This window comes from Pseudomonas sp. 6D_7.1_Bac1 (genome assembly GCF_025465945.1).
In the GTDB taxonomy this organism is placed as follows: domain Bacteria; phylum Pseudomonadota; class Gammaproteobacteria; order Pseudomonadales; family Pseudomonadaceae; genus Aquipseudomonas.
On sequence record NZ_JANLNW010000084.1, the window covers coordinates 52,466 to 71,761 of the forward strand.

The following is a 19,296-nucleotide window of genomic DNA, read 5'->3' on the forward strand; positions in this document are numbered from 1 at the left end:
CTGGCGGTTTTTTTGGATAACGACTTACGCGGTAACCGTGCATGACATACGACTACATCATCGCTGGCGCAGGCGCCGCAGGCTGCATCCTCGCCAACCGGCTCTCGGCCTCCGGGAAACACACGGTGCTGCTGCTGGAAGCAGGCGGCAAGGACAGTTCCCTGTGGTTCAAGATCCCGGTCGGCTTCGCCAAAATGTATTACAACCCGACCTTCAACTGGATGTACTACAGCCAGCCGCAAAAGCAGCTGAACAACCGGGAAATCTATGCCCCGCGCGGCAAGGTGCAGGGTGGCTCGGGTTCGATCAACGCGATGGTCTATGTCCGTGGCCAGGCCCATGACTTCGACGACTGGGCCGCCAATGGCAACGACGGCTGGGGTTTCAAGGACGTGCTGCCGTACTTTCGCAAACTGGAAAACCATCCGCTGGGCGACAGCGAATACCACGGCGGCAGCGGCCCGATCAGCATCACCCCGATGAAGGGCCATACCCATCCGATCTGTGATGTGTTCCTCAAGGGTTGCGACGAACTGGGTTACCCCCACAGTGATGACTTCAACGGGCCGAAATTCGAAGGCTCGGGCATCTACGACGTCAACACCAAGGACGGCCAGCGCTGTTCCAGCAGCTTCGCGCACTTGCACCCGGCCCTGAGCCGGCCGAATCTGACGGTGGAGCATTACGCCCTGGTGGATCGGGTGTTGTTCGATAACGAGCGTGCGACCGGTATTTGCGTCACCCAGCACGGCGTGGTTCGCACGTTCGCCGCGCGCAAGGAAGTGATCCTCTGCGCCGGTGCCGTGGACACGCCGAAGATTCTGCAATTGTCCGGTGTGGCGGATCAGGCGCTGCTGGCCAAACATCAGATCCCGCTGGTCAAACACCTGCCGGCGGTGGGGCAGAACCTCCAGGACCACTTGTGCGCCAGCTACTATTACAAGGCCAACATCCCGACGCTCAATGATCAGCTCAGCTCGCTGTTCGGTCAGTTAAAGCTCGGCCTCAAATACCTGCTGACGCGCAAGGGCGCACTGGCCATGAGCGTCAACCAGGCTGGCGGGTTCTTCCGGGGGAATGACGCGCAGGCCAATCCGAACCTGCAGTTGTACTTCAACCCGTTGTCGTACCAGATCCCGAAAAACAACAAAGCGAGCCTCAAGCCCGAGCCGTATTCAGGCTTTTTGCTGTGCTTCAACCCGTGCCGGCCCACCAGTCGCGGGCATATCGAGATTGCCTCGAAAAATCCACGGGACGCTGCGTTAATCGATCCCAACTACCTGAGCACACAAAAGGACATCGACGAGGTGATCCAGGGCAGTCGGCTGATGCGCAAGATCATGCAGGCGCCAGCGCTCAAGGGCATCACTGTTGCAGAGGTGTTGCCTGGGCCGCTGGTCGAAAGCGATGAACAGATGCTGCAGTACTTTCGCGAGAACAGCGGTTCGATTTATCACCTGTGCGGCTCGTGTGCCATGGGCGCGGACGAGCAGACATCGGTGGTGGACAAGCGGCTGAAGGTCCACGGTCTCGACGGTTTGCGCATCGTCGATGCGTCGATTTTTCCGAACGTCACCAGCGGTAATACCCACGCGGCGGTACTGATGGTGGCGGAGAAGGGCGCCGATCTGATCCTGCAGGACGTCTGATTTCGTTGCCATACGCTATCGAAAAGCGTTTGGATCGGCCGCTCATGGCCGATTTTTCAATGATTTAGCCCAACCTTTCCAGGTTGGGCTTTTTCATACCTGAAAAATAGCCCCGTCACATTCACCCCTTATCGAATGGTTGAAGCCAGGTTCACTGATCCTTCTCACAATTGATCATCCACGACACGCCGAAGCGATCCACCAGCATGCCGAAGCGTGCCGCCCAGAAGGTGGTTTCCAGTGGCATTTGGATGCTGCCCTTGTCCGCCAGTGCAGCAAAGATGCGCTCTGCTTCAGCAACGCTGTCGACATTCAACGAGATCGAACAACCGCTCATGCCGTTAGTGGGACGGTCGGGTGTGGTGTCCGAGCCCATGATGGCCTGATCGCCGACCAGCAGGCGGGTATGCATGATCAGGTTGTGACTGTCCGCTGGGACATGCTCACTCGCCGGGCTTTCGCCAAAGGTCATCATGAGTTCGATCTTGCCTGGCAGGCATTGGGCGTAGTAGGTGAAGGCGGCTTGGCAATCGCCGTTGAAGATCAGGTAGGGATTGATTTTCATGTTCTGCTCCCGGTAATGGTGGGTGCATCGGCGGGACGTTGGGTTTGTCCTCGCGTTCCGATGGGGTTGACCCCCAGTAGCAAAGCGCTAAAACGAGGTGGGCGGGTGTGTTTTTTTAGATGTTTTCTCTATGGATGAGGCGAGGCTTATCGCCTCAGCTGCAGACACGCGCGTTAGCGGGAGCGCCCCATTGTCGAGCTGAAGTACCATGGCGCATGGTCATGATCAACGACCCCGACACGTCCATCTCCCATCCTCCGCCGAGTCCTTCGCCCTATGCCTGCTCTTGACCGTTTCGCCTCGTTGCTCGACCAGGCGAGACGTGCCTTGTTGCTGGTGTGGGGAACGTCACGCGGGCTGTTTCTGGGGCTGGTGCTGGCGACGCTGATTGCCGGTGTGCTGCCGGCGTTGGCGGCCTGGTTGGGGCAGCGCATTGTCGATGCAGTGGTGACCGCGATGCAGTTGCACGCCCAGCAGGGCAGCGCGCCGTTGTGGCCCGTGGTGCGTTATGTGCTGTTTGAAGCCGGTGTGCTCGCGTTGTTGTCCGGGACGCAGCGTGCACTTTCGGTCCAGCAGTCATTGTTGCGGGTGCAGTTGGGGCAGAAGGTCAATACCCTGATTCTGGAGAAGGCTCAGACCTTGTCCCTGGTGCAGTTCGAGAACTCCGAGTTTTACGACAAGTTGGTCCGGGTGCGGCGCGAAGCCTCGACCCGGCCGTTGGCGCTGGTGATCAAGTCGCTGGGGCTGATCCAGAACCTGATTGTGCTGATCAGCTTCGGCTTGTTGCTGGTGCATTTTTCGCCTTGGGCGCTGGTGCTGCTGGTGGTCGGTGCGTTGCCGGTGTTTTTCGCCGAAGCACATTTCTCCGGCGATGCGTTTCGTCTCTTCACCCGTCGTGCGCCGGAGAGTCGGCAGCAGAGTTATATCGAGACGCTGCTCTCCCACGAGGGCTACATCAAAGAGGTCAAGTTGTTTGGCTTTGCACCGCTGCTGTTGCAGCGATACAGAGACACGTTCGCTCGTCTTTACACCGAGGACCGGCGCCTGACCCTACGCCGGGATGGCTGGGGATTTGTGCTCGGTTTGCTGGGTACGGGGGCGTTCTATCTGGCCTATGCCTGGGTGGTGGTCGATACCGTTCACGGCAACATCAGTCTCGGGCAGATGACCATGTACCTGGTGCTGTTCAAGCAGGGGCAAACTGCCGTCAGCAGCAGTTTGAGCGCCATCAGCGGTCTCTACGAAGACGGGCTGTACCTGTCCAGCCTCTACGAGTATCTGGCCGAACCCGTGGTGGTGGATACCGGTAGCCTGAGCATGGGCGCTGTACCCGGTGACGGGGTGCGTTTCGAGAATGTAGGTTTCCGCTATCCGGGGGCGAGTCGAGCCGCTCTGGAGGGTATCAACCTGCACCTTGTACCAGGTCGCAGTGTGGCACTGGTGGGTGAGAATGGTTCGGGCAAGACCACGCTCATCAAGTTGCTGACCCGTTTGTATCGCCCCGATCAGGGGCGCATTTTGCTGGACGGCAGCGATTTGCAGGCGTGGGAAGAAGATGCACTGCGTCGGCGCATCGGCGTGATTTTTCAGGATTACATTCGCTACCAGTTCTCCGTGGGCGAGAACATCGGTGTGGGCGACACCTTGGCCTTTGACGATGAGAAACGCTGGCATGCAGCCGCCGCCGAGGGCATGGCCGCCCCCTTTATCGAACATCTCGATCGAGGGTATGCCACTCAATTGGGACGATGGTTTGCCGGTGGGCAGGAACTGTCCGGCGGGCAATGGCAGAAGATTGCCTTGTCCCGCGCCTACATGCGTCGCAACGCCGATATCCTGATTCTGGATGAGCCGACCTCGGCGCTAGACCCGGCGGCGGAAGCAGCAGTGTTTGAGCATTTCAGCCAGCACACCCAGGGCCGCATGACCTTGCTGATCTCTCACCGGTTCTCCAGTGTGCGCAATGCCGATCACATTATCGTGCTGGACCAGGGCGCAATCCTGGAGCGGGGCGATCACGACAGCCTGGTCGCGGCTGGCGGGCGTTATGCGCAGTTGTTTGACTTGCAGGCACGGGGTTATCGATAGCCCGGGAGCTCTATCCCGGCCGGCGAACTGCTCTCAACTTGCCGCTGTTTCCGCCTCCGCAGAAGAACTGATCGGCGCCGTCTGACTCGAGCCCCGATACCCCGACGCCGGAAGGCAGCTTGAGGCTCTCCAGGACCTCTCCCGTTTGAGGATCGACTTGCCTCAATTCGCTTTCGTCACCTTCCCAGGTGCCGTGCCAGAGTTCTCCGTCGACCCAGGTGACGCCGGTGACGAAACGATTGGATTCGATGGTGCGAAGAATCGCCCCTGTCTGGGGATCGATTTGATGAATCTTCCGGTCCCGATACTCGCCTACCCAGAGCGTCCCTTCGGCCCACGTGAGCCCTGAGTCACTGCCGCCGGGAGCCGGGATCGTGGCGAGTACACGGCCGGTATTCGGGTCGATTTTCTGGATGCGATCCTCGGCGATCTGAAACAGGTGCTCGCCGTCGAAGGCCGTTCCTGCATGCGCGGCGACATCGATCGAGCGCAGCGTTTTCCCGCTCGCCGGGTCGAGGGCGTTCAGCTTGTCTCCGGAAGCAAACCAGACGTGCTGGCCGTCATAGGTGACCCCATGCACGTTGTCGACCCCCGGAAAGGGTCCATATTCGCGGATGATTTCGGCTGCTGAGCGTTTCATGTCTTCCATCCTGTTGGTTTGGTCGTGGAGTGATCCTAGTCACTCGGCAGTGGAGCGGGGAGTAACAAAGACGTCGCGAAACCCGGCACCGATGGGGTCATCCAGCGACGCGCTCGCCCGCGACCAAACCACTGCACCTTGCCAACTGCCGACAAGGAGTCGAGTGCCCGCTGCACGGTGCGCTGGCTGGCGCCAAGTGCCAGCGCCAGGGCCGAGCTCGACCACGACTCGCCGTCGGCGAGGCAGGCGAGCACTGCTGCTTGTTTCTCTTCGACGGGGCGCGCCAGCACGACGACTTCCCGTGCGTAATGCGGCTCCAGCGCAAACCCGCGCTTCGTCGCGGTTATGCCGGCCAATGTCCGAAGCGCCGCGCGTAGCCGCCCGACTTCGACACGCAACCGCGCGCGATGCGATTCATCCGTGAGTTTCAAGCGAAAGGCTCGCGCGATCAGCGTTTCCCTCGGCACGTCGGCGGGCCACGCTTCGCCCAGCGCCCGTACGAGCGCGAACAACACTGGGCGCCGTGCGAGCGAGACCAGCGTGCCTGCGTCACGCACAACATGACGGCACGCGTCCACCACGAGCGCCTTTGAGGCCAATAACGCTTCAACCTCATCGAGCAGCAGGAGCCGCTCCTCACCGCGTTCAATCAGGCGCGCCGCAGGTGTGTTGAGGACGAGGAATGCGCTTTCGACCTCGGCGGTCAGCGCAGGGATACCGGCCTGGAGTGCGGCATGCTCGGCCCGAGCGAGCGCATCGCGTGCGGTCTTCGTCTGGAGGCGGCGTATCGCGATCCCCGCAACCACCAGCTCGTGGACGGCCCTCGAGGCAGGCGGCAAAGGCGTGGGGTCGAGCTTGGCAAGCGTATGCTCGGCCTCGTCGAGGTGCCCGATCAGGAGCAAGCGCCGGATCTTGAGATACCGCGCATGCGTGGCGTTCACCCGGTCGCCGTGCGCCTCAAGCGTCGCCCGCGCGGTGTCGAGCGCCTTCGCAGGCCAGCCGAGATCGCGCGAGGCGAGCGCGACCTCGGCCTCGGCGACGACACACCGCGCACGGGCCAGGGCCTCTTTCGGGCCGAAGGCGCGTGCGGCACTTCGCAATAGAGCCTTCGCTCGAACAAGTTCGCCGAGTTGCGCCATCGCGATGCCTCGAAGCGCGAGTGCAGGCGCATCGTCGCGCAAGGCGACCCGGTTCAGTGCGCCAAGGGGATCACCCGCCGCGAGCGCACGCGCCGCGGCCGTGATCAGCGAGTCCATCTGAATCCCGCCACATTTGTCACTCCCACTGTCCGATGCCCGGTGTTTAGTCTATCTCACGACCACCAAACAGCCTGTCGTATCGAGCACCGAGCGAACGACGAAGGGAGACGATGATGAACCAACACATGATCGGCACACGTGAACAATGGCTGGCAGCACGACTCGAGCTGCTCGAAGCGGAAAAGGTGCTCACGCGGCGTAGCGACGAGCTGGCACGGCAACGTCAGGCGCTGCCGTGGGTCCGGGTCGACAAGGCGTTCCGATTCGAGACTGATGAAGGGAGCGCCTCACTGGCAGACCTCTTCAGAGGACGTTCGCAGCTCCTCGTCTACCACTTCATGTTCGGGCCTGACTACATGGCGGGGTGCCCGTCCTGCTCGGCGATTGCGGACGGGTTCGAGGGCTTCGCGGTCCACCTGGCGAACCACGACGTCACGTTGTCGGCGGTGTCGCGGGCGCCGCTGGCGAAGCTGCAAGCGTACAAGCGCAGGATGGGGTGGACGTTTCCCTGGGCGTCCTCGCTCGACAGCGACTTCAACTTCGATTTCAGCGTCTCGTTCACCGAGGAGCAACAGCGTGAAGGGAGCGTCGAATACAACTATCGGCGCGCTGGCCATGCGATGGACGCGACACCGGCCCCGGCGCCCGTCGTCCAGTTCGCGGCGACATGCGGAACCGACGCACCCACGTATTCGCGGGACAGGCCAGGCATGAGCGCGTTTGTGCTCGAGGACGGCGTCATCTACCACACCTATTCGACTTACGCGCGCGGTCTGGACGGCCTCTGGGGCATGTACCAGTGGCTCGACCGTGCGCCCAAGGGGCGCAACGAGACAGGCCCCTGGTGGCGTCGTCACGACGAGTATGACAAGCGCTGAGCCAGGTCGTGGGTGTCGTTGGCCCGGGGAGAATTCTGGCGAGCCCGTCCGGCTCGCCAGTGATGGGTTCGCCTTCGCGGGAGTACAGTTAAAGCGCGTTCACCACTGACAGAGGCAAGCTGATTCGCTGTTCGCGTTGCAGGAAATTCATCAGCAGCAGCACCCGTTCCTCGCCATCCATGGCGAGGAACACCGTTTCGAGATCGGCGAACGGGCCTTCAGTGATGCGTACGGTTTCACCCTGTTTCAACAGCGTTGTCACGAGGGCCTGGCTGTTGCGTTCTTGAAGCTCGTCAATCAACGCATTGCGGATCGGCAGTGGCTGACCGCCGAATCCGACGACTCGCGAAACGCCACGGGTCGAGCGCAGCGGGGCCCAACTGTCCTGAAGGCTCAGTTGAATAAACAGGTAGCCCGGAAACAGCGACTCGCTGATCTGCCGTCGCTGCCCCCGTAAAATACGTTCGCGCGTGTACCTGGAGCGAAAACAGGCATAGCCCTGGCGCTGCAGATGTTCTTCGGCGCGTTCATCTTGTCTGGGCTTGCACTGGACCAGATACCAGGCTTTGGCGGCGTGTTCTGCACTCGCGTTCATTCGACGTACTTCTCTTTTGTGTGCCGATATTCAGTCTGTCCCTGCGCCGATCTGCTCCAGCAGTTCGGCGGTTTTGCGCTGCATCAACGCGATGTCGCCGCGACTTTCCACATTCAAGTAAGTCACGTTGCCATCGCCCGAGAGGCGCACGCTGAAGCGCCAGTCGGCAAAGACCAGGTTCAGCCCGTTGCTCTCGTTGATGTCCAGGGCATCGGCGGCGTAGCGGCTCTTGATGCTCGCCAGCAGCGCGGCGCCATTCTTGACTTGACGGCGGATCTCCCCGGAAGAAGGGAAGGCGCCGATACGCTCCACCAGCAGCACCGGTGGTTTTTGCGTGCGTGGGAAAATCAATTCCGACGCATAGGCGCGAACGATGAGGTACGCGAGGTTGCCTTTAAGTTCAGCGCCATACGGATGGCGGCTGTCATCTGCCGTGAAACCGCTCAACGTATTCATAGAGGCTTCATCCATAGGGTAAAGAGGATCATGAGGCCGTCACAGCGTGTGTTGATGCAGGTGCTCGAAGCAGAAATTGGTGGCGGCGACGTAACCCTCGGCACCTCCGCAATCGAAGCGTCGGCCCTTGAATTTGTAAGCCAGTACGCAGCCGTTGCGGGCCTGTTTCATCAGCGCGTCGGTGATCTGGATTTCACCGCCCTTGCCAGGTTCGGTGTCGGCGATCAGGTCGAAGATATCGGGGGTCAGAATGTACCGGCCGATGATTGCCAGGTTGGAAGGGGCGTCTTCCGGGCGGGGTTTCTCGACCATGTTGCTGACCCGGTAGAGACCCTCGTGAATCAGCTCGCCGGCAATCACCCCGTACTTCTGAGTCTGCTCACGGGGCACCTCCTGGATCGCCACGATCGAACAACGGTACTTGGCGTAAAGCTTGAGCATTTGCGCCAACACCCCGTCACCTTCAAGGTTCAGGCACAGGTCGTCGGCCAGTACCACGGCGAATGGCTCATCACCGATCAACGAGCGACCGCTGAGAATGGCGTGCCCCAGCCCCTTCATTTCCACCTGACGGGTATAGGAAAAGCTGCAGGTATCGATCAGCTCTCGGGTCCCGGCCAGGAACCTTTCCTTATCGGTGCCGCGAATCTGATGTTCCAACTCGAAGCTGATATCGAAATGATCCTCCAGCGCTCGTTTGCCACGGCCGGTGACGATGGCCATCTGTTGCAGGCCGGCATCGCGCGCTTCCTCGACGGCGTACTGGATCAGCGGCTTATTGACGATCGGCAGCATCTCCTTCGGCATGGCTTTGGTGGCGGGCAAAAAGCGGGTGCCATAGCCTGCAGCGGGGAACAGACATTTACGAATCATGGAGCGTCCTTGAAAGTAGACTGATGAATTACCCGATACCTGACAGGACTCTGGCAACGCACTAGCGGAACAGCCATACATTATCCATTGGCTAATGACGGTGTAATCTAAATTGATCGGCTGCGGGAAAAGCTTAACGGTTAGAAATTGTCTGGATAAGTGTGCTGGTTGTTGCTTTGAGTCTGCCAAAGAGCGAAGTGTTATTTTTTGTCTGAAGAAAAAATTCGGTGCTGTTCACGTGTCGTGATAATAAATAGGCACTTGATATTTTGACGTTGATCCAGCAGTGGCTGAATTTATAGATACTTAGATATGTCCGTGGTTTAAAACTCTTATGTTCGGCAAGTGTTAGGTCACCGCCAATGTTGACGAGACGGGGAAGGTCATCTTGCTTAAAAGGGTTTTGATTGTCTGTGTCGGCAATATTTGCCGCAGCCCCATCGCGGAACATCTGCTGCGCCGGGCACTCGTTCATTCCGATATCGAGGTCCGCTCAGCGGGTCTTGCCGCCTTGGTCGGCAAGCCGATCGAGCCGATGGCGCGTGCGGTACTCGAGGAGCATGGCCACCTGCCTGATGAGCACCAGGCCATTCAACTCACGCCTCAAGCCGTCAGCGAGGCGGACCTGATTCTGGTGATGGAGCAGCGGCATGTCAGCGGCGTGCTCAACATAGCCCCTGAAGCGCGAGGCAAGGTGCTGATGCTGGGCAAATGGCAAGACGACCGCGAAATCAGCGACCCCTACCGTCAAGGCCAACCTGCTTTTGTGCACGCTTATGCGTTGATCGAAGAAGCCGTACACGCATGGGCACAGCGTCTAGCACGCTGATGGCCACTCCCTATTGAATCGTAATAAAGGCAAAGAATTCGACTTATGCAGCAAGCGCCAGTAGTCAACATGCGGGAAGACGATAATGACGAGATTGATCTTCTCGGTCTGTTTGGAACACTCATCGACCATAAATGGCTGATTGCCGCGATTACCGGCGCGTTCATGGTGGCCGGGGCCGCGTATGCGGTGCTGGCGACGCCGGTATTCCAGGCGAACGCGTTGCTGCAGGTTGAAGCGAAAAAGAACGATTTGTTGGGCTTCTCGGATATCGGCAGCATGCTCGGCAAGGAGTCTCCTTCGGCCACCGAGATCGAGTTGATCCAGTCCCGCTCGGTGATTGGCAAAACCGTCGACAACTTGAAACTTGATATTGTCATACAGCCGATGCACTTCCCTGTTTTTGGCGAGTTTCTGGCACGTCGATTCAAGAACAACAACCCCGGTGAACTAGCCGATGCCTGGTTGGGGCTGAAGAGCTTCGCCTGGGGAGGGGAGTCGCTGAAAGTATTCAAACTGGATCTTCCCGATTCGCAACTGGGCAAGAAGTTGACGCTGACCGCAGGTGAAGAGGGTCATTACACCCTGGTGGATGAAGATGACAAACTGTTGGCGGCCAGCCAGGCCGGACAAATGTTCGAGCAAAATGGCGTCAAATTTGAAATCGAGGAAATACACGCCCATCCTGGAACCCGCTTCAGAATCATCCGTAATTCCCGACTGACCAGTATCCTCGACTATCAAGAGGCGCTGGAGGTGTCCGAACGCGGAAAAGAGTCGGGCATGATTGGTCTGGCACTGGAAAGTACCGATCCGGACCAGGCAATCAAAATACTCAACGAAATTGCCGATATCTATGTGCGGAAAAACGTAGAGCGCACGTCGGCAGAGGCGGCGCAGAGTCTGGCGTTTCTGAAGGAGCAACTTCCGCTGGTCAAAAAGGACCTGGAAAAAGCCGGAAACGCCTTGAACGAATATCAGACTCGCAGCAAATCCGTGGATATCACGCTCGAAACCAAGGCCATTCTTGATCAGATTGTTGGCCTGGATACCAGCATCTCCGAGTTGAAGTTGCAGCAAGCCGAGATGGACAGGAAGTTCACCCGCCAACATCCCGCTTACCGCGCATTGTTGACCCAGATCGGTGAGTTGAGCAGCAAGCAGAAACGCCTGGCGAGCAAGGTCGAAAGCCTTCCCTCTACCCAGCAGGAGCTGCTGAGTCTGACCCGGGATGTAGAGGTCGGAACGGCCATTTATACCCAACTGCTGAACAAGTCTCAGGAGCTCGATGTAATGCGGGCGGGGACGGTCGGTAACGTGCGTCTGATTGACACCGCGGACGTCAATTTCCTCAAGCCGGTCAAACCTAAAAAGGCCTTGATTGTATTGGTCGCCACGCTGCTTGGCGGATTCCTGGCGGTGGCCCTGGTGCTGGTGCGCAAGGCGCTGAACCGTGGCCTGGAAAGCCCGGAAGCCATCGAGCAACTCGGCTTGCCGGTGTACGCGTCGATCCCTTACAGCATCCTGCAGAAGGCCGAAGAAGACAAAGCCTTGCGTGGTCGGGGGCGTTCCGGAGCAGGTTCTTCATTGCTGGCCATCAGTCACCCCACCGATCTGGCGGTCGAGGCGCTGCGCAGTCTGCGTACCAGCCTGCACTTTGCCATGCACGAGGCCGACAATAACCGGTTGATGATTTCCGGCCCCAGCCCTCAAGTGGGTAAAACGTTCGTGTCGGTCAACCTGGCGGTAGTGATCGCGCAAACCGGGCTGCGGGTATTGCTGGTTGATGTCGACATGCGCAAGGGTTACCTGCACAAGGTGTTAGGCGTTCCTTCGGATAACGGGCTCTCCGATGTCCTGGCTCGGCGCTGCGATATGGCCACTGCGATCCATAAGACTGAAATCGAAAACTTTGATTTTGTGAGCCGAGGCCAGATCCCGCCCAATCCTTCCGAGCTGCTGATGCATGCCAATTTCAGCGCGCTATTGGAGCAGGTGAGTGGGCTTTATGATCTGGTGATTCTCGATACGCCCCCACTACTGGCGGTGACGGATGCAGCGATTGTCGGGCGCCTTTGCGGGACCAATCTGATCGTCGCGCGCTTTGGTCTGAACCCGGCGAAGGAAATCGAGTTGACGGTCCGCAGATTCTCCCAGAACGGGGTGGCCATTAAAGGTGCGATCTTTAATGGCGTGGAGAAAAAGGCCTCCACTAAATATGGCTACGCTGATTATGGTTATTACCACTATGCCTATGCCTCCGACAAAAGCTGATGAGCAGCGAACAGGCCGTGTCATAAGTTCAGGTTTCAACAGCGCTGCTGTCGCCCTTGATGTTTGAATTTCTATCGTATTGCCGCGCGGATCAATAGGCCTGCGGGCATGATCAAACCAACCTTTCATAGAAACACCACGTCCTGAGGAATATGACGAAAAATCCTGGGGCGGTAGCGTGATTGCGAATGACACAGGTCAATGAATAAAACTACAGCGTTCAAGGCTATATCGCTTCTCTGGATAGGGTCCCTGGCGGGAGCCGGGTTTGCCTTTCTGACTCAGGTGTTGCTGGCCAGGAAGTTGGGCAGTAATGACTTCGGTGCTTTTTCGTCAGCACTCACGACCATCACTCTACTGGCGCCTCTGGCGGGCTTCGGGATATCCCAATATTGGCTCAAGGCTTTCGGTCAGGAGGGCTGGGCGGGGGAACGCTGGTTGAAACCTTCGTTCCAGTTCATCGCCTTGAGTACCTTGTTTCTTATGGGCGCCATCGTGACGTGGGCGCTGTATTCCAGCCATGACCGGTTAACGCAAAACCTGCTGTTGATTCTCTCCCTGTACATACTGGGGCAGCTGTCAGTAGAGCTGGTGAGCAGCAAACTCCAACTTGAAGAAAAGTATTTTCACTTGGCGCTCTGGCAGTTTTTGCCGCACTTCCTTCGCTGCTCGATGGTCTTCATCACGGTGGTCGTGAGCTCCATGGCATTAGCGGCGGAGTACTACGCGGTCTTCTATTCCGTCATTGCAGTGGTGTTTTTTTTACTGGCTGTCCCCCAGTTGCTGCACATGGTGAATGGGAAACTAACCCTGAAAGGCCACGAACGGGCCAGGGAGTTCTCGGCCCTGTCGCTGAAGCCGAGCATGTTAAGTGTTGCCGGCGCCAGTTGGCCATTTGGCGTCGCGGCGTTCTCGCACCTGATTTATTTTCAAAGCAACATCATTTTGCTGAAGCACCTCTCAAGTAATAGCGCGGCAGGCATATACAGCGTGGCTTTTACCATCATGACCGCGGTGTATTTGTTGCCGAGTGTGATTTATCAGAGGTTTCTGCTGCCCAAGATGCACCGCTGGGCTAACCATGATCCAGACATGTTTTATCAGATATACCGAAAGGGTAACTGGCTGATGTTACTACTCGGCACTCTGGCCATGCTGGCTATTCTGCTCTGTGCGGACTGGGCAGTGCCTCTGCTGTTTGGTGAGGCCTATCGAGAGGCGTCGTCGGTATTGAAGATTCTTTCCCTGTCGGCACCGGTTATTTTTCTGGCTTTCAGTGCGGGTGCCACGTTGGTGACCCAGGAACACATGAAGGTGAAAGTTAAATACATGGCGCTGGTGGCGATCATCAATGTGCTCCTTAACGTGACATTAATTCCCCTGTTTGATCTGCGTGGCGCCGCGGTGGCGACCGTTGTCAGCAATCTATTGCTGTTGTCGTTGTATTTTTATGGTGCACAACGGTTGGTTTTCAAGAACAAGTTTCGATAGCAGGTACAACTTCCATGCCTAAATTATTGATCACTTCCGACCCTCGGGAGATGAACGCTCATGATTGATACCGTAAAAATTTATGCCCGGACAGTACTGGCGGGGTTCGGCTTTTTATATGACCTGAGTCGCTATGCCCGGTATTCGGGATGGCAATCTTCACTCCGTTCGGTCGAAGCCAGAAACTATTACATGGTCAAGGTGTATCACACCCTTGAAAAGAGCCTGAGTTTTACCAACAGGAAGCCGGGGTCTGGATGGGCAGGCGCCAATGCGCTGATCAAGGCACTGGAGCGTTCGTTCATGCTCAACGGCACGGGCTATCATGACCTGGTGGCAATCACGGTATTAAAGAAGTTCGCTGAAGCCGAGAAGGCCCACCAACCGGAAAAAACCGCCGAGCTTATAAAACGTCTGGTTAAAGTCGAGAGCCTCAGCAAGCAAACCATCCCGTTTTATGACAACAGTGGGGCGATCAATCACGCCAGAACGGAGTTCAATAAAGGTCGATTGATGACCCCGGAGAACTTCTTCCTGTCCAGGTACTCGCTTCGAGAGTTCTCTGACGCGGAAATCAGTGCAGAAGAATTAAGCAGAGCGCTGGAGATGGCCATGAAGTCACCGTCTGCCTGTAACAGGCAATCGTGGCATGTCTATCATCTGGAGGGCGAATTGGCGCAGCAAGCCCTTGCGTTTCAAGATGGCAATCGCGGGTTCGGGCACAAAATAAAAGACTTGCTGATTATCACCACAGACTTGCGTGCTTTCGTTTCCCCTCGAGAGCGTTATCAACACTGGATCGATGGCGGGATGTTTTCCATGTCGTTGATCCTGGCGTTGCATTCAATCGGTATTGCTTCGTGCTGTTTGAACTGGAGTCAGTCGGGGAGGGCGGATATCAACTTTCGCAAGGTGATCAAGATCAGTCCGCAGCATACGGTGATGATGATGCTGGCGATAGGTTACCCAAATGAGCAGAACACGGTGTGTGCCTCTGCGCGTCGCCCCCTCGAAGAAGTGTATACCAAGCTGTCCAGCCAGTAAGTACTCACCCTTGGTCGCAAAGGACTCAGCCCCTTGAAAATTGCATTGATCACGATACATCACGCCAATAGTTATGGTGGGACTCTACAAGCGCTCGCCAGCCAGAACGTGCTGTCGAAGTATGGCGACGTCAAGATTATTGATTACAAAAGCAAAGAGCTGGAAAACACCTTGAAGCTGATTCGAGTGGACAGCAACCCGCGCAGCATTTTTAGAGCCGGTAAGGATGTTTTTCGAATCCTCCCCCGCAGGCGATTGATAGCAAAGTTCAAGGAATTCATGCGGGTCAACTATAACCTGACCCCCGAGTGCCCGGATTTACAAGCGCTGCAAACCTTATCGAGTCACTTTGATTGTGTGGTCTGTGGCAGCGATCAGATATGGAATCCGAATATCACCGGGTATCTGGACCTGAACTATATGCTGGCGTTTTCCCGGGCGAAAAAGAAGATTTCGTTTTCCTCAAGCGCGGGCTCGTACCGCTATTCGGAAGAGGAGGTGGTCAAGGTCAGAAAGGCACTGTCGACATTTGACAGTATTTCCGTCCGGGAAGAGGACACCGCACGATATCTGCGCAGCCTGCTCGGTAATCAAAAGGTTGATCACACCCTGGACCCTACGTTGATGCTGAACAAGCAAGAGTGGATGCAGAGCCTGCAGCTCGCCGGCAGAGCGCCGGGAACTAACGAGAAATACATTCTTGTGTACACCCTGAAGAAGAACACGCTGGTCAGGGAAACGATCAACAGGATAAGGACTGTATTGGGGCTGCGAGTCGTGGCAATCGATCAGGACCCTTTCCTTGGCTACAAGAGCGACAGGCACATCATGGATGCCAGCCCTGGCGATTATATTTCGCTGTTCGCCAATGCCGCCTTTGTCATCACCAATTCGTTCCATGGCACCGCATTCGCCTTGAACTTCGGGATTCCCTTCGTCACGGCCCTGCCCGAGAGTGGACTGAATAGAATCAAAGGCCTCTTGGATAAAGTGGGTTTGGCCGATCGTCTGGTGAGCAGCGTGAGTGATGTCGACGCGGTAGTCGGAAAATCAATCGACTTTAAAAGCAGTCATGAAAAGCTGGAAGCACTCAGGTTGGTGACCTGGAATTATCTCGATGGGGCCCTTTCAACCAACATGGCGAAAAAGCCAATTAAAGTTTCATGATGATCCACGGTTCCGCGAGCTTGAAGTCCTCGAGTATCAATCCGCGTTATGTGCTTGCTGTCATCATTGGCATAACGGTGGTTTTCAACAATATTGAATGGTCGCTGGGTGGTAACAACCTGACCCTGGAAAGGTTGCTGGCCGCGCCTATTTTTTTTATTGCTGTATTGCTGTTGGTCAGTTCGAACATTCCACTGCGACTGCCCAGGACGGGGATCATCCTGACCGTATGGGTGGTGCTGGCTTTTTACGCATCAGCTTCCGGCCCGGTGGAGGCCTGGTCGCTGAAAATGTACGCAGGCTTACTCCTGGCGGCTTCATTTTATTATGTGGTGATCTGGTTAAAGGCCAATCCCTTTACGATTTTCAAATCCAGGACCTATCTGCTTTTGGCATGGTTTTCGGGCCCATTTTTATCGTTGATTTATGTGCTTTCACTGTTGAAGTTTCCTCTTCCTGATCTGGCCGTTCACTGGCTGCAAGAGGGGAGTGGGGGCACGCGCATCCGTGGCGGAATTTATGAGGCCAATCTATTCGGGGTGTTTGTATCGCTGATGATACTGACGGTGCTGGCGTTGGGTTATTACCGAAAGTTATGGTGGTGGATCCTTGTGATCGGTTTGCACACCTCGTTGCTCTTTTCGTTTTCAAGAGCGCCTTGGGTTTCCTACATTATTTCCGTCTGGCTTTATCACGGGTTGAGTTATCCGAGAGCGTACAAGAACAGGGACTTGGTGAAGTACCTGTTGGGAGCAACGCTGTTGGTGGCGGTGATGTCGCTCCTGTCCTATTTCATTGCCTCTTCTTTTGGCGATTATGAGCTGATCAGCAGAACCCACTCGGTCAAGACGCGTTTTATCATGTGGGCATTGGCGGCAAATTCCATTCTGGAAAACCCCCTGTTCGGAAACGGTATCTACAGCTTCAGCGAAATATATTCTTTTGCACCGGAGTTGGTCGGTTCGGAGAATCATCGCAGTGCATGGATATCCAATTTGCCCCTGGCAATACTGAACGACACTGGCATCGTCGGCTTCATCGTCTTCTTCTCATTCATCATTCTGGTGATCAAGCGCAGCTTGAAGGCAGTCAGGAGGATGGCGATTGATCAAGGTGTCGACCGCTATCAAGTCAGAGTGGGGGCCGCGCTGGTCGCGTTTTTTCTGGCCATGGCCTTTTCAAGTCAGACCATTCCCGCGCATTCGATCGCCATTTTTTGGGTGTGTATGGCCCTTACCGAGCGGTTCTCAACACTCAGTCGCTCCCTCATCAAAAGAGCATAAACATGCACGCGAAGAAGTTGGTTTTCATCCATCTGTTCAACGACAGAAGTGGAAGTCCCAAGGTATTGTCTCAAGTGATCAAGGCGGCGGCGAATAACAATATAGCCACCGAGGTGATCACCAGTGCCCATGGTGACGGTTTTTTGTCAGGCGTGGCGGATGTGCAGAGCAGGCTTTTTTATAAAAGGTCTGAGAATAAGTTGCTGACCCTTGGCTACTACCTGATCTCTCAGGGGCTGTTGTTTATTCAGTGCTTGAAATACAAGAGGCAGAACGTGGTGTTTTATGTCAATACCATGATGCCCTTTGGTGCTGCCCTGGCGGGGAAACTGCTGAAGATACCGGTTTATTATCATGTGCATGAAACTTCAATAAAACCCAACCTTCTGAAGAGGTTTCTCCGGTTGATTATTGAAAAAACCAGCACAAAGGTTGTATTTGTCTCGAACTATCTGATGCAGGTGGAGCGCTTTGCCAAGCTTCCTCAGGTGGTTATTCATAATGCCCTGGATACAGCGGCTGGGCACACGTATCGCGTCAAGGAAGAGGCAGGTTTTACCTCGTTGATGATCTGTTCCTTGAAAGCCTACAAGGGCGTCATGGAGTTCCTGGCGCTTGCTCGGCGCAGCCAGGATGACAAGCACTTGAATTTTACCCTGGTGCTCAATGCGAGCCGAAGTGAAGTGGATAGTTATTTTTCCAGTATCGACATTCCAAGCAATGTGGCGATTTACCCTCGTCAAACAGATATGTCGGGTTTTTACTTACGATCCGACGTGCTGTTAAACCTTTCCCGACCGGATGGCTGGATTGAAACCTTCGGTTTGACCATCCTCGAAGGGATGTCCCACGGCTTGCCTGTGATCGTCCCGCCTGTGGGCGGTCCCGCTGAGTTGGTGCGCAGTGATGTCGAAGGCTATTTAATCTCTTCATACGATATCGAGGAGCTTTACAGCACGATATGCAGGATTTCGTTGGACCCTGAGAAATACAAGACGCTATCTGATAATGCGTTGTCCCGTACCCGGGACTTTAACCTGGAAGTATTCGAACGCAAGTTCTCAACACTCTTCAACGAGATGCAGCATGACACCTAAAATACTTTATATCCTGGGCATAAGAGGTGTTCCGGCTCAGCACGGTGGTTTCGAAACCTTTGCAGAGAAGTTGTCTCTTTATTTAACGGCCTACGGCTGGCAAGTGTATGTCTACTGTCAGGAAGAGGGCCGCGGAGAAATCACCCGGAGTACCTGGAACGGTGTCAACAGGATTCATATCCCTGTGACTCAGGAAGGCGCGCTGGGCACGGTTGTTTTTGACTGGAAAGCCACGCGTCATGCGACCTCGCAAAAAGGTTTGTTTCTGACCCTGGGTTACAACACCGCCGTCTTCAGTTTGCTGCAAAGGCTTAAAGGGCAGACCAACATTATTAATATGGATGGCGTTGAGTGGCGGCGTGACAAATGGGGAGCTATTGCCAAGACCTGGTTCTGGCTCAATGAACGTGCCGGCTGCTGGATGGGCAATCACCTGGTCGCGGATCACCCCAAGATCAAGTCGCACCTTGCGACGCGGGTCTCCGAAGCCAAGATCACCATGATCCCCTATGGGGGAGACAGGGTCCTGAGCGCAGACGCGGGTTTATTGGCGACTTATGCCGTAGAGCCCGGCAAGTTTTCGGTGATCATCGCCCGGCCAGAGCCCGAAAACTCGTTCCTCGAGATGGTGCGCGCCTTCAGTTCCACACCGCGCAATCACCGGCTTGTGGTTTTAGGCAACTTTCAGCCGAAGGCTAATCCGTACCATAAACAGGTCATGGATGCGGCCAGCGCAGAGGTCATCTTTCCCGGGGCGATCTATGAGACGGCGGTCGTACAGTCACTGCGTTTTTATTGTCGGTTTTACCTGCACGGGCATCGTGTCGGTGGAACTAACCCATCGTTGGTCGAGGCGCTTGGCGCCGGGTGTGCGGTCATTGCCCATGACAATCCATTCAATCGCTGGGTAACGGAAAGCGGCGCTGCGTACTTCAAGGATGAAGCGGCTTGTGCTGCTTTGTTTGACCAACTGCTGACGGACGATTCAACGCTTGCGCAGATGAAAGCGGCCAGCCTTACGCGCTTTCATCTGCGGTTCACGTGGAATCAAATCTTGCTTCAGTATGAAAAATTATTGACTGACTGGTATCCCGTCAGTCGGTAGAGA

17 protein-coding genes are annotated in these 19,296 nt (G+C 56.2%); 11 read left to right on the forward strand and 6 right to left on the reverse strand.

The genetic code is table 11. From position 1 onward, the window contains the following. Nucleotides 1-41: 41 nt before the first annotated feature. Nucleotides 42-1,649 carry a GMC family oxidoreductase gene (locus NTD87_RS26955; RefSeq protein ID WP_262117212.1) on the forward strand — a complete coding sequence of 536 codons (1,608 nt, stop codon included), beginning with the start codon at nucleotides 42-44 and terminating at the stop codon, nucleotides 1,647-1,649. Nucleotides 1,650-1,800: 151 nt separating this feature from the next. On the opposite strand, the gene NTD87_RS26960 is transcribed toward NTD87_RS26955, so the two are convergent. Beyond that, nucleotides 1,801-2,214, reverse strand: coding sequence for a VOC family protein (locus tag NTD87_RS26960; RefSeq protein WP_262117213.1), 414 nt, complete (start codon nucleotides 2,212-2,214; stop codon nucleotides 1,801-1,803). 276 nt (nucleotides 2,215-2,490) lie between these two features. On the opposite strand from NTD87_RS26960, the gene NTD87_RS26965 reads away from it, so the two are divergent. Beyond that, the gene (locus NTD87_RS26965; RefSeq protein WP_262117214.1) at nucleotides 2,491-4,302 is read left to right on the forward strand and encodes an ABC transporter ATP-binding protein; all 1,812 of its coding nucleotides are present in this window, start codon (nucleotides 2,491-2,493) and stop codon (nucleotides 4,300-4,302) included. Between the two features lie 10 nt (nucleotides 4,303-4,312). Here NTD87_RS26965 and NTD87_RS26970 read toward each other — a convergent pair whose 3' ends face one another. Together NTD87_RS26970 and NTD87_RS26975 are read right to left on the reverse strand one after the other, a co-directional pair. Beyond that, nucleotides 4,313-4,942, reverse strand: a complete 630-nt coding sequence (locus NTD87_RS26970) for a PQQ-binding-like beta-propeller repeat protein (protein WP_262117215.1) — start codon at nucleotides 4,940-4,942, stop codon at nucleotides 4,313-4,315. 35 nt (nucleotides 4,943-4,977) lie between these two features. Next, nucleotides 4,978-6,198: a helix-turn-helix domain-containing protein gene (locus tag NTD87_RS26975; RefSeq protein ID WP_262117216.1), complete on the reverse strand. Its 1,221-nt coding sequence runs from the start codon at nucleotides 6,196-6,198 to the stop codon at nucleotides 4,978-4,980. Nucleotides 6,199-6,314: 116 nt separating this feature from the next. Between NTD87_RS26975 and NTD87_RS26980 the strand changes: the two genes are divergently transcribed. Then, nucleotides 6,315-7,079 (forward strand): DUF899 domain-containing protein, encoded by a 765-nt coding sequence (locus NTD87_RS26980; protein ID WP_262117217.1) that lies wholly within the window; start codon nucleotides 6,315-6,317, stop codon nucleotides 7,077-7,079. 88 nt (nucleotides 7,080-7,167) lie between these two features. Here NTD87_RS26980 and rfaH read toward each other — a convergent pair whose 3' ends face one another. From rfaH to galU, 3 genes are read right to left on the reverse strand one after another with little or no spacing between them, the layout of a single operon-like run. Then, a complete protein-coding gene (gene rfaH / locus NTD87_RS26985) occupies nucleotides 7,168-7,674 on the reverse strand; it encodes a transcription/translation regulatory transformer protein RfaH (RefSeq protein ID WP_262117218.1) in 507 nt (168 codons plus the stop codon). Between the two features lie 30 nt (nucleotides 7,675-7,704). Next, a complete protein-coding gene (locus NTD87_RS26990; RefSeq protein WP_262117219.1) occupies nucleotides 7,705-8,130 on the reverse strand; it encodes a phosphomannomutase in 426 nt (141 codons plus the stop codon). A gap of 39 nt (nucleotides 8,131-8,169) precedes the next feature. Beyond that, nucleotides 8,170-9,003, reverse strand: coding sequence for a UTP--glucose-1-phosphate uridylyltransferase GalU (gene galU / locus NTD87_RS26995; RefSeq protein WP_262117220.1), 834 nt, complete (start codon nucleotides 9,001-9,003; stop codon nucleotides 8,170-8,172). Between the two features lie 388 nt (nucleotides 9,004-9,391). On the opposite strand from galU, the gene NTD87_RS27000 reads away from it, so the two are divergent. The 8 genes from NTD87_RS27000 (at nucleotide 9,392) to NTD87_RS27035 (ending at nucleotide 19,293) form a co-directional block, all read left to right on the forward strand. Beyond that, nucleotides 9,392-9,832 (forward strand): low molecular weight protein-tyrosine-phosphatase, encoded by a 441-nt coding sequence (locus NTD87_RS27000; RefSeq protein ID WP_262117221.1) that lies wholly within the window; start codon nucleotides 9,392-9,394, stop codon nucleotides 9,830-9,832. 45 nt (nucleotides 9,833-9,877) lie between these two features. Beyond that, on the forward strand, nucleotides 9,878-12,106 hold the full coding sequence (locus tag NTD87_RS27005; RefSeq protein WP_262117222.1) for a polysaccharide biosynthesis tyrosine autokinase: 2,229 nt from the start codon (nucleotides 9,878-9,880) through the stop codon (nucleotides 12,104-12,106). Between the two features lie 201 nt (nucleotides 12,107-12,307). Continuing rightward, the gene (locus NTD87_RS27010; protein WP_262117223.1) at nucleotides 12,308-13,597 is read left to right on the forward strand and encodes a flippase; all 1,290 of its coding nucleotides are present in this window, start codon (nucleotides 12,308-12,310) and stop codon (nucleotides 13,595-13,597) included. Nucleotides 13,598-13,657: 60 nt separating this feature from the next. Beyond that, nucleotides 13,658-14,641, forward strand: coding sequence for a nitroreductase family protein (locus NTD87_RS27015; RefSeq protein WP_262117224.1), 984 nt, complete (start codon nucleotides 13,658-13,660; stop codon nucleotides 14,639-14,641). Between the two features lie 33 nt (nucleotides 14,642-14,674). Further along, complete coding sequence (locus NTD87_RS27020) at nucleotides 14,675-15,808, forward strand: polysaccharide pyruvyl transferase family protein (RefSeq protein ID WP_262117225.1); 1,134 nt, start codon at nucleotides 14,675-14,677, stop codon at nucleotides 15,806-15,808. Continuing rightward, a complete protein-coding gene (locus NTD87_RS27025) occupies nucleotides 15,805-17,091 on the forward strand; it encodes an O-antigen ligase family protein (protein WP_262117226.1) in 1,287 nt (428 codons plus the stop codon). The genes NTD87_RS27020 and NTD87_RS27025 overlap by 4 nt, the downstream gene beginning before the upstream one ends. 2 nt (nucleotides 17,092-17,093) lie before the next feature. Next, the gene (locus tag NTD87_RS27030) at nucleotides 17,094-18,188 is read left to right on the forward strand and encodes a glycosyltransferase family 4 protein (protein ID WP_262117227.1); all 1,095 of its coding nucleotides are present in this window, start codon (nucleotides 17,094-17,096) and stop codon (nucleotides 18,186-18,188) included. Beyond that, entirely contained in the window at nucleotides 18,178-19,293 is a 1,116-nt protein-coding gene (locus NTD87_RS27035) for a DUF1972 domain-containing protein (protein WP_262117228.1), read from the forward strand. The genes NTD87_RS27030 and NTD87_RS27035 overlap by 11 nt, the downstream gene beginning before the upstream one ends. The last annotated feature ends 3 nt before the right edge of the window (nucleotides 19,294-19,296 follow it).

Bases quoted from the DNA above. Each gene is read 5' to 3' on its own strand.
- galU (WP_262117220.1), bottom strand. From the start codon at position 9,003: ATGATTCGTAAATGTCTGTTCCCCGCTGCAGGCTATGGCACCCGCTTT.
- NTD87_RS26980 (WP_262117217.1), top strand. From the start codon at position 6,315: ATGAACCAACACATGATCGGCACACGTGAACAATGGCTGGCAGCACGA.
- NTD87_RS26990 (WP_262117219.1), bottom strand. From the start codon at position 8,130: ATGAATACGTTGAGCGGTTTCACGGCAGATGACAGCCGCCATCCGTAT.
- NTD87_RS26960 (WP_262117213.1), bottom strand. From the start codon at position 2,214: ATGAAAATCAATCCCTACCTGATCTTCAACGGCGATTGCCAAGCCGCC.
- NTD87_RS27010 (WP_262117223.1), top strand. From the start codon at position 12,308: ATGAATAAAACTACAGCGTTCAAGGCTATATCGCTTCTCTGGATAGGG.
- NTD87_RS26965 (WP_262117214.1), top strand. From the start codon at position 2,491: ATGCCTGCTCTTGACCGTTTCGCCTCGTTGCTCGACCAGGCGAGACGT.
- NTD87_RS26975 (WP_262117216.1), bottom strand. From the start codon at position 6,198: ATGGACTCGCTGATCACGGCCGCGGCGCGTGCGCTCGCGGCGGGTGAT.
- NTD87_RS27005 (WP_262117222.1), top strand. From the start codon at position 9,878: ATGCAGCAAGCGCCAGTAGTCAACATGCGGGAAGACGATAATGACGAG.
- NTD87_RS26955 (WP_262117212.1), top strand. From the start codon at position 42: ATGACATACGACTACATCATCGCTGGCGCAGGCGCCGCAGGCTGCATC.
- NTD87_RS27025 (WP_262117226.1), top strand. From the start codon at position 15,805: ATGATGATCCACGGTTCCGCGAGCTTGAAGTCCTCGAGTATCAATCCG.
- NTD87_RS27030 (WP_262117227.1), top strand. From the start codon at position 17,094: ATGCACGCGAAGAAGTTGGTTTTCATCCATCTGTTCAACGACAGAAGT.
- NTD87_RS27015 (WP_262117224.1), top strand. From the start codon at position 13,658: ATGATTGATACCGTAAAAATTTATGCCCGGACAGTACTGGCGGGGTTC.
- rfaH (WP_262117218.1), bottom strand. From the start codon at position 7,674: ATGAACGCGAGTGCAGAACACGCCGCCAAAGCCTGGTATCTGGTCCAG.
- NTD87_RS27035 (WP_262117228.1), top strand. From the start codon at position 18,178: ATGACACCTAAAATACTTTATATCCTGGGCATAAGAGGTGTTCCGGCT.
- NTD87_RS26970 (WP_262117215.1), bottom strand. From the start codon at position 4,942: ATGAAACGCTCAGCAGCCGAAATCATCCGCGAATATGGACCCTTTCCG.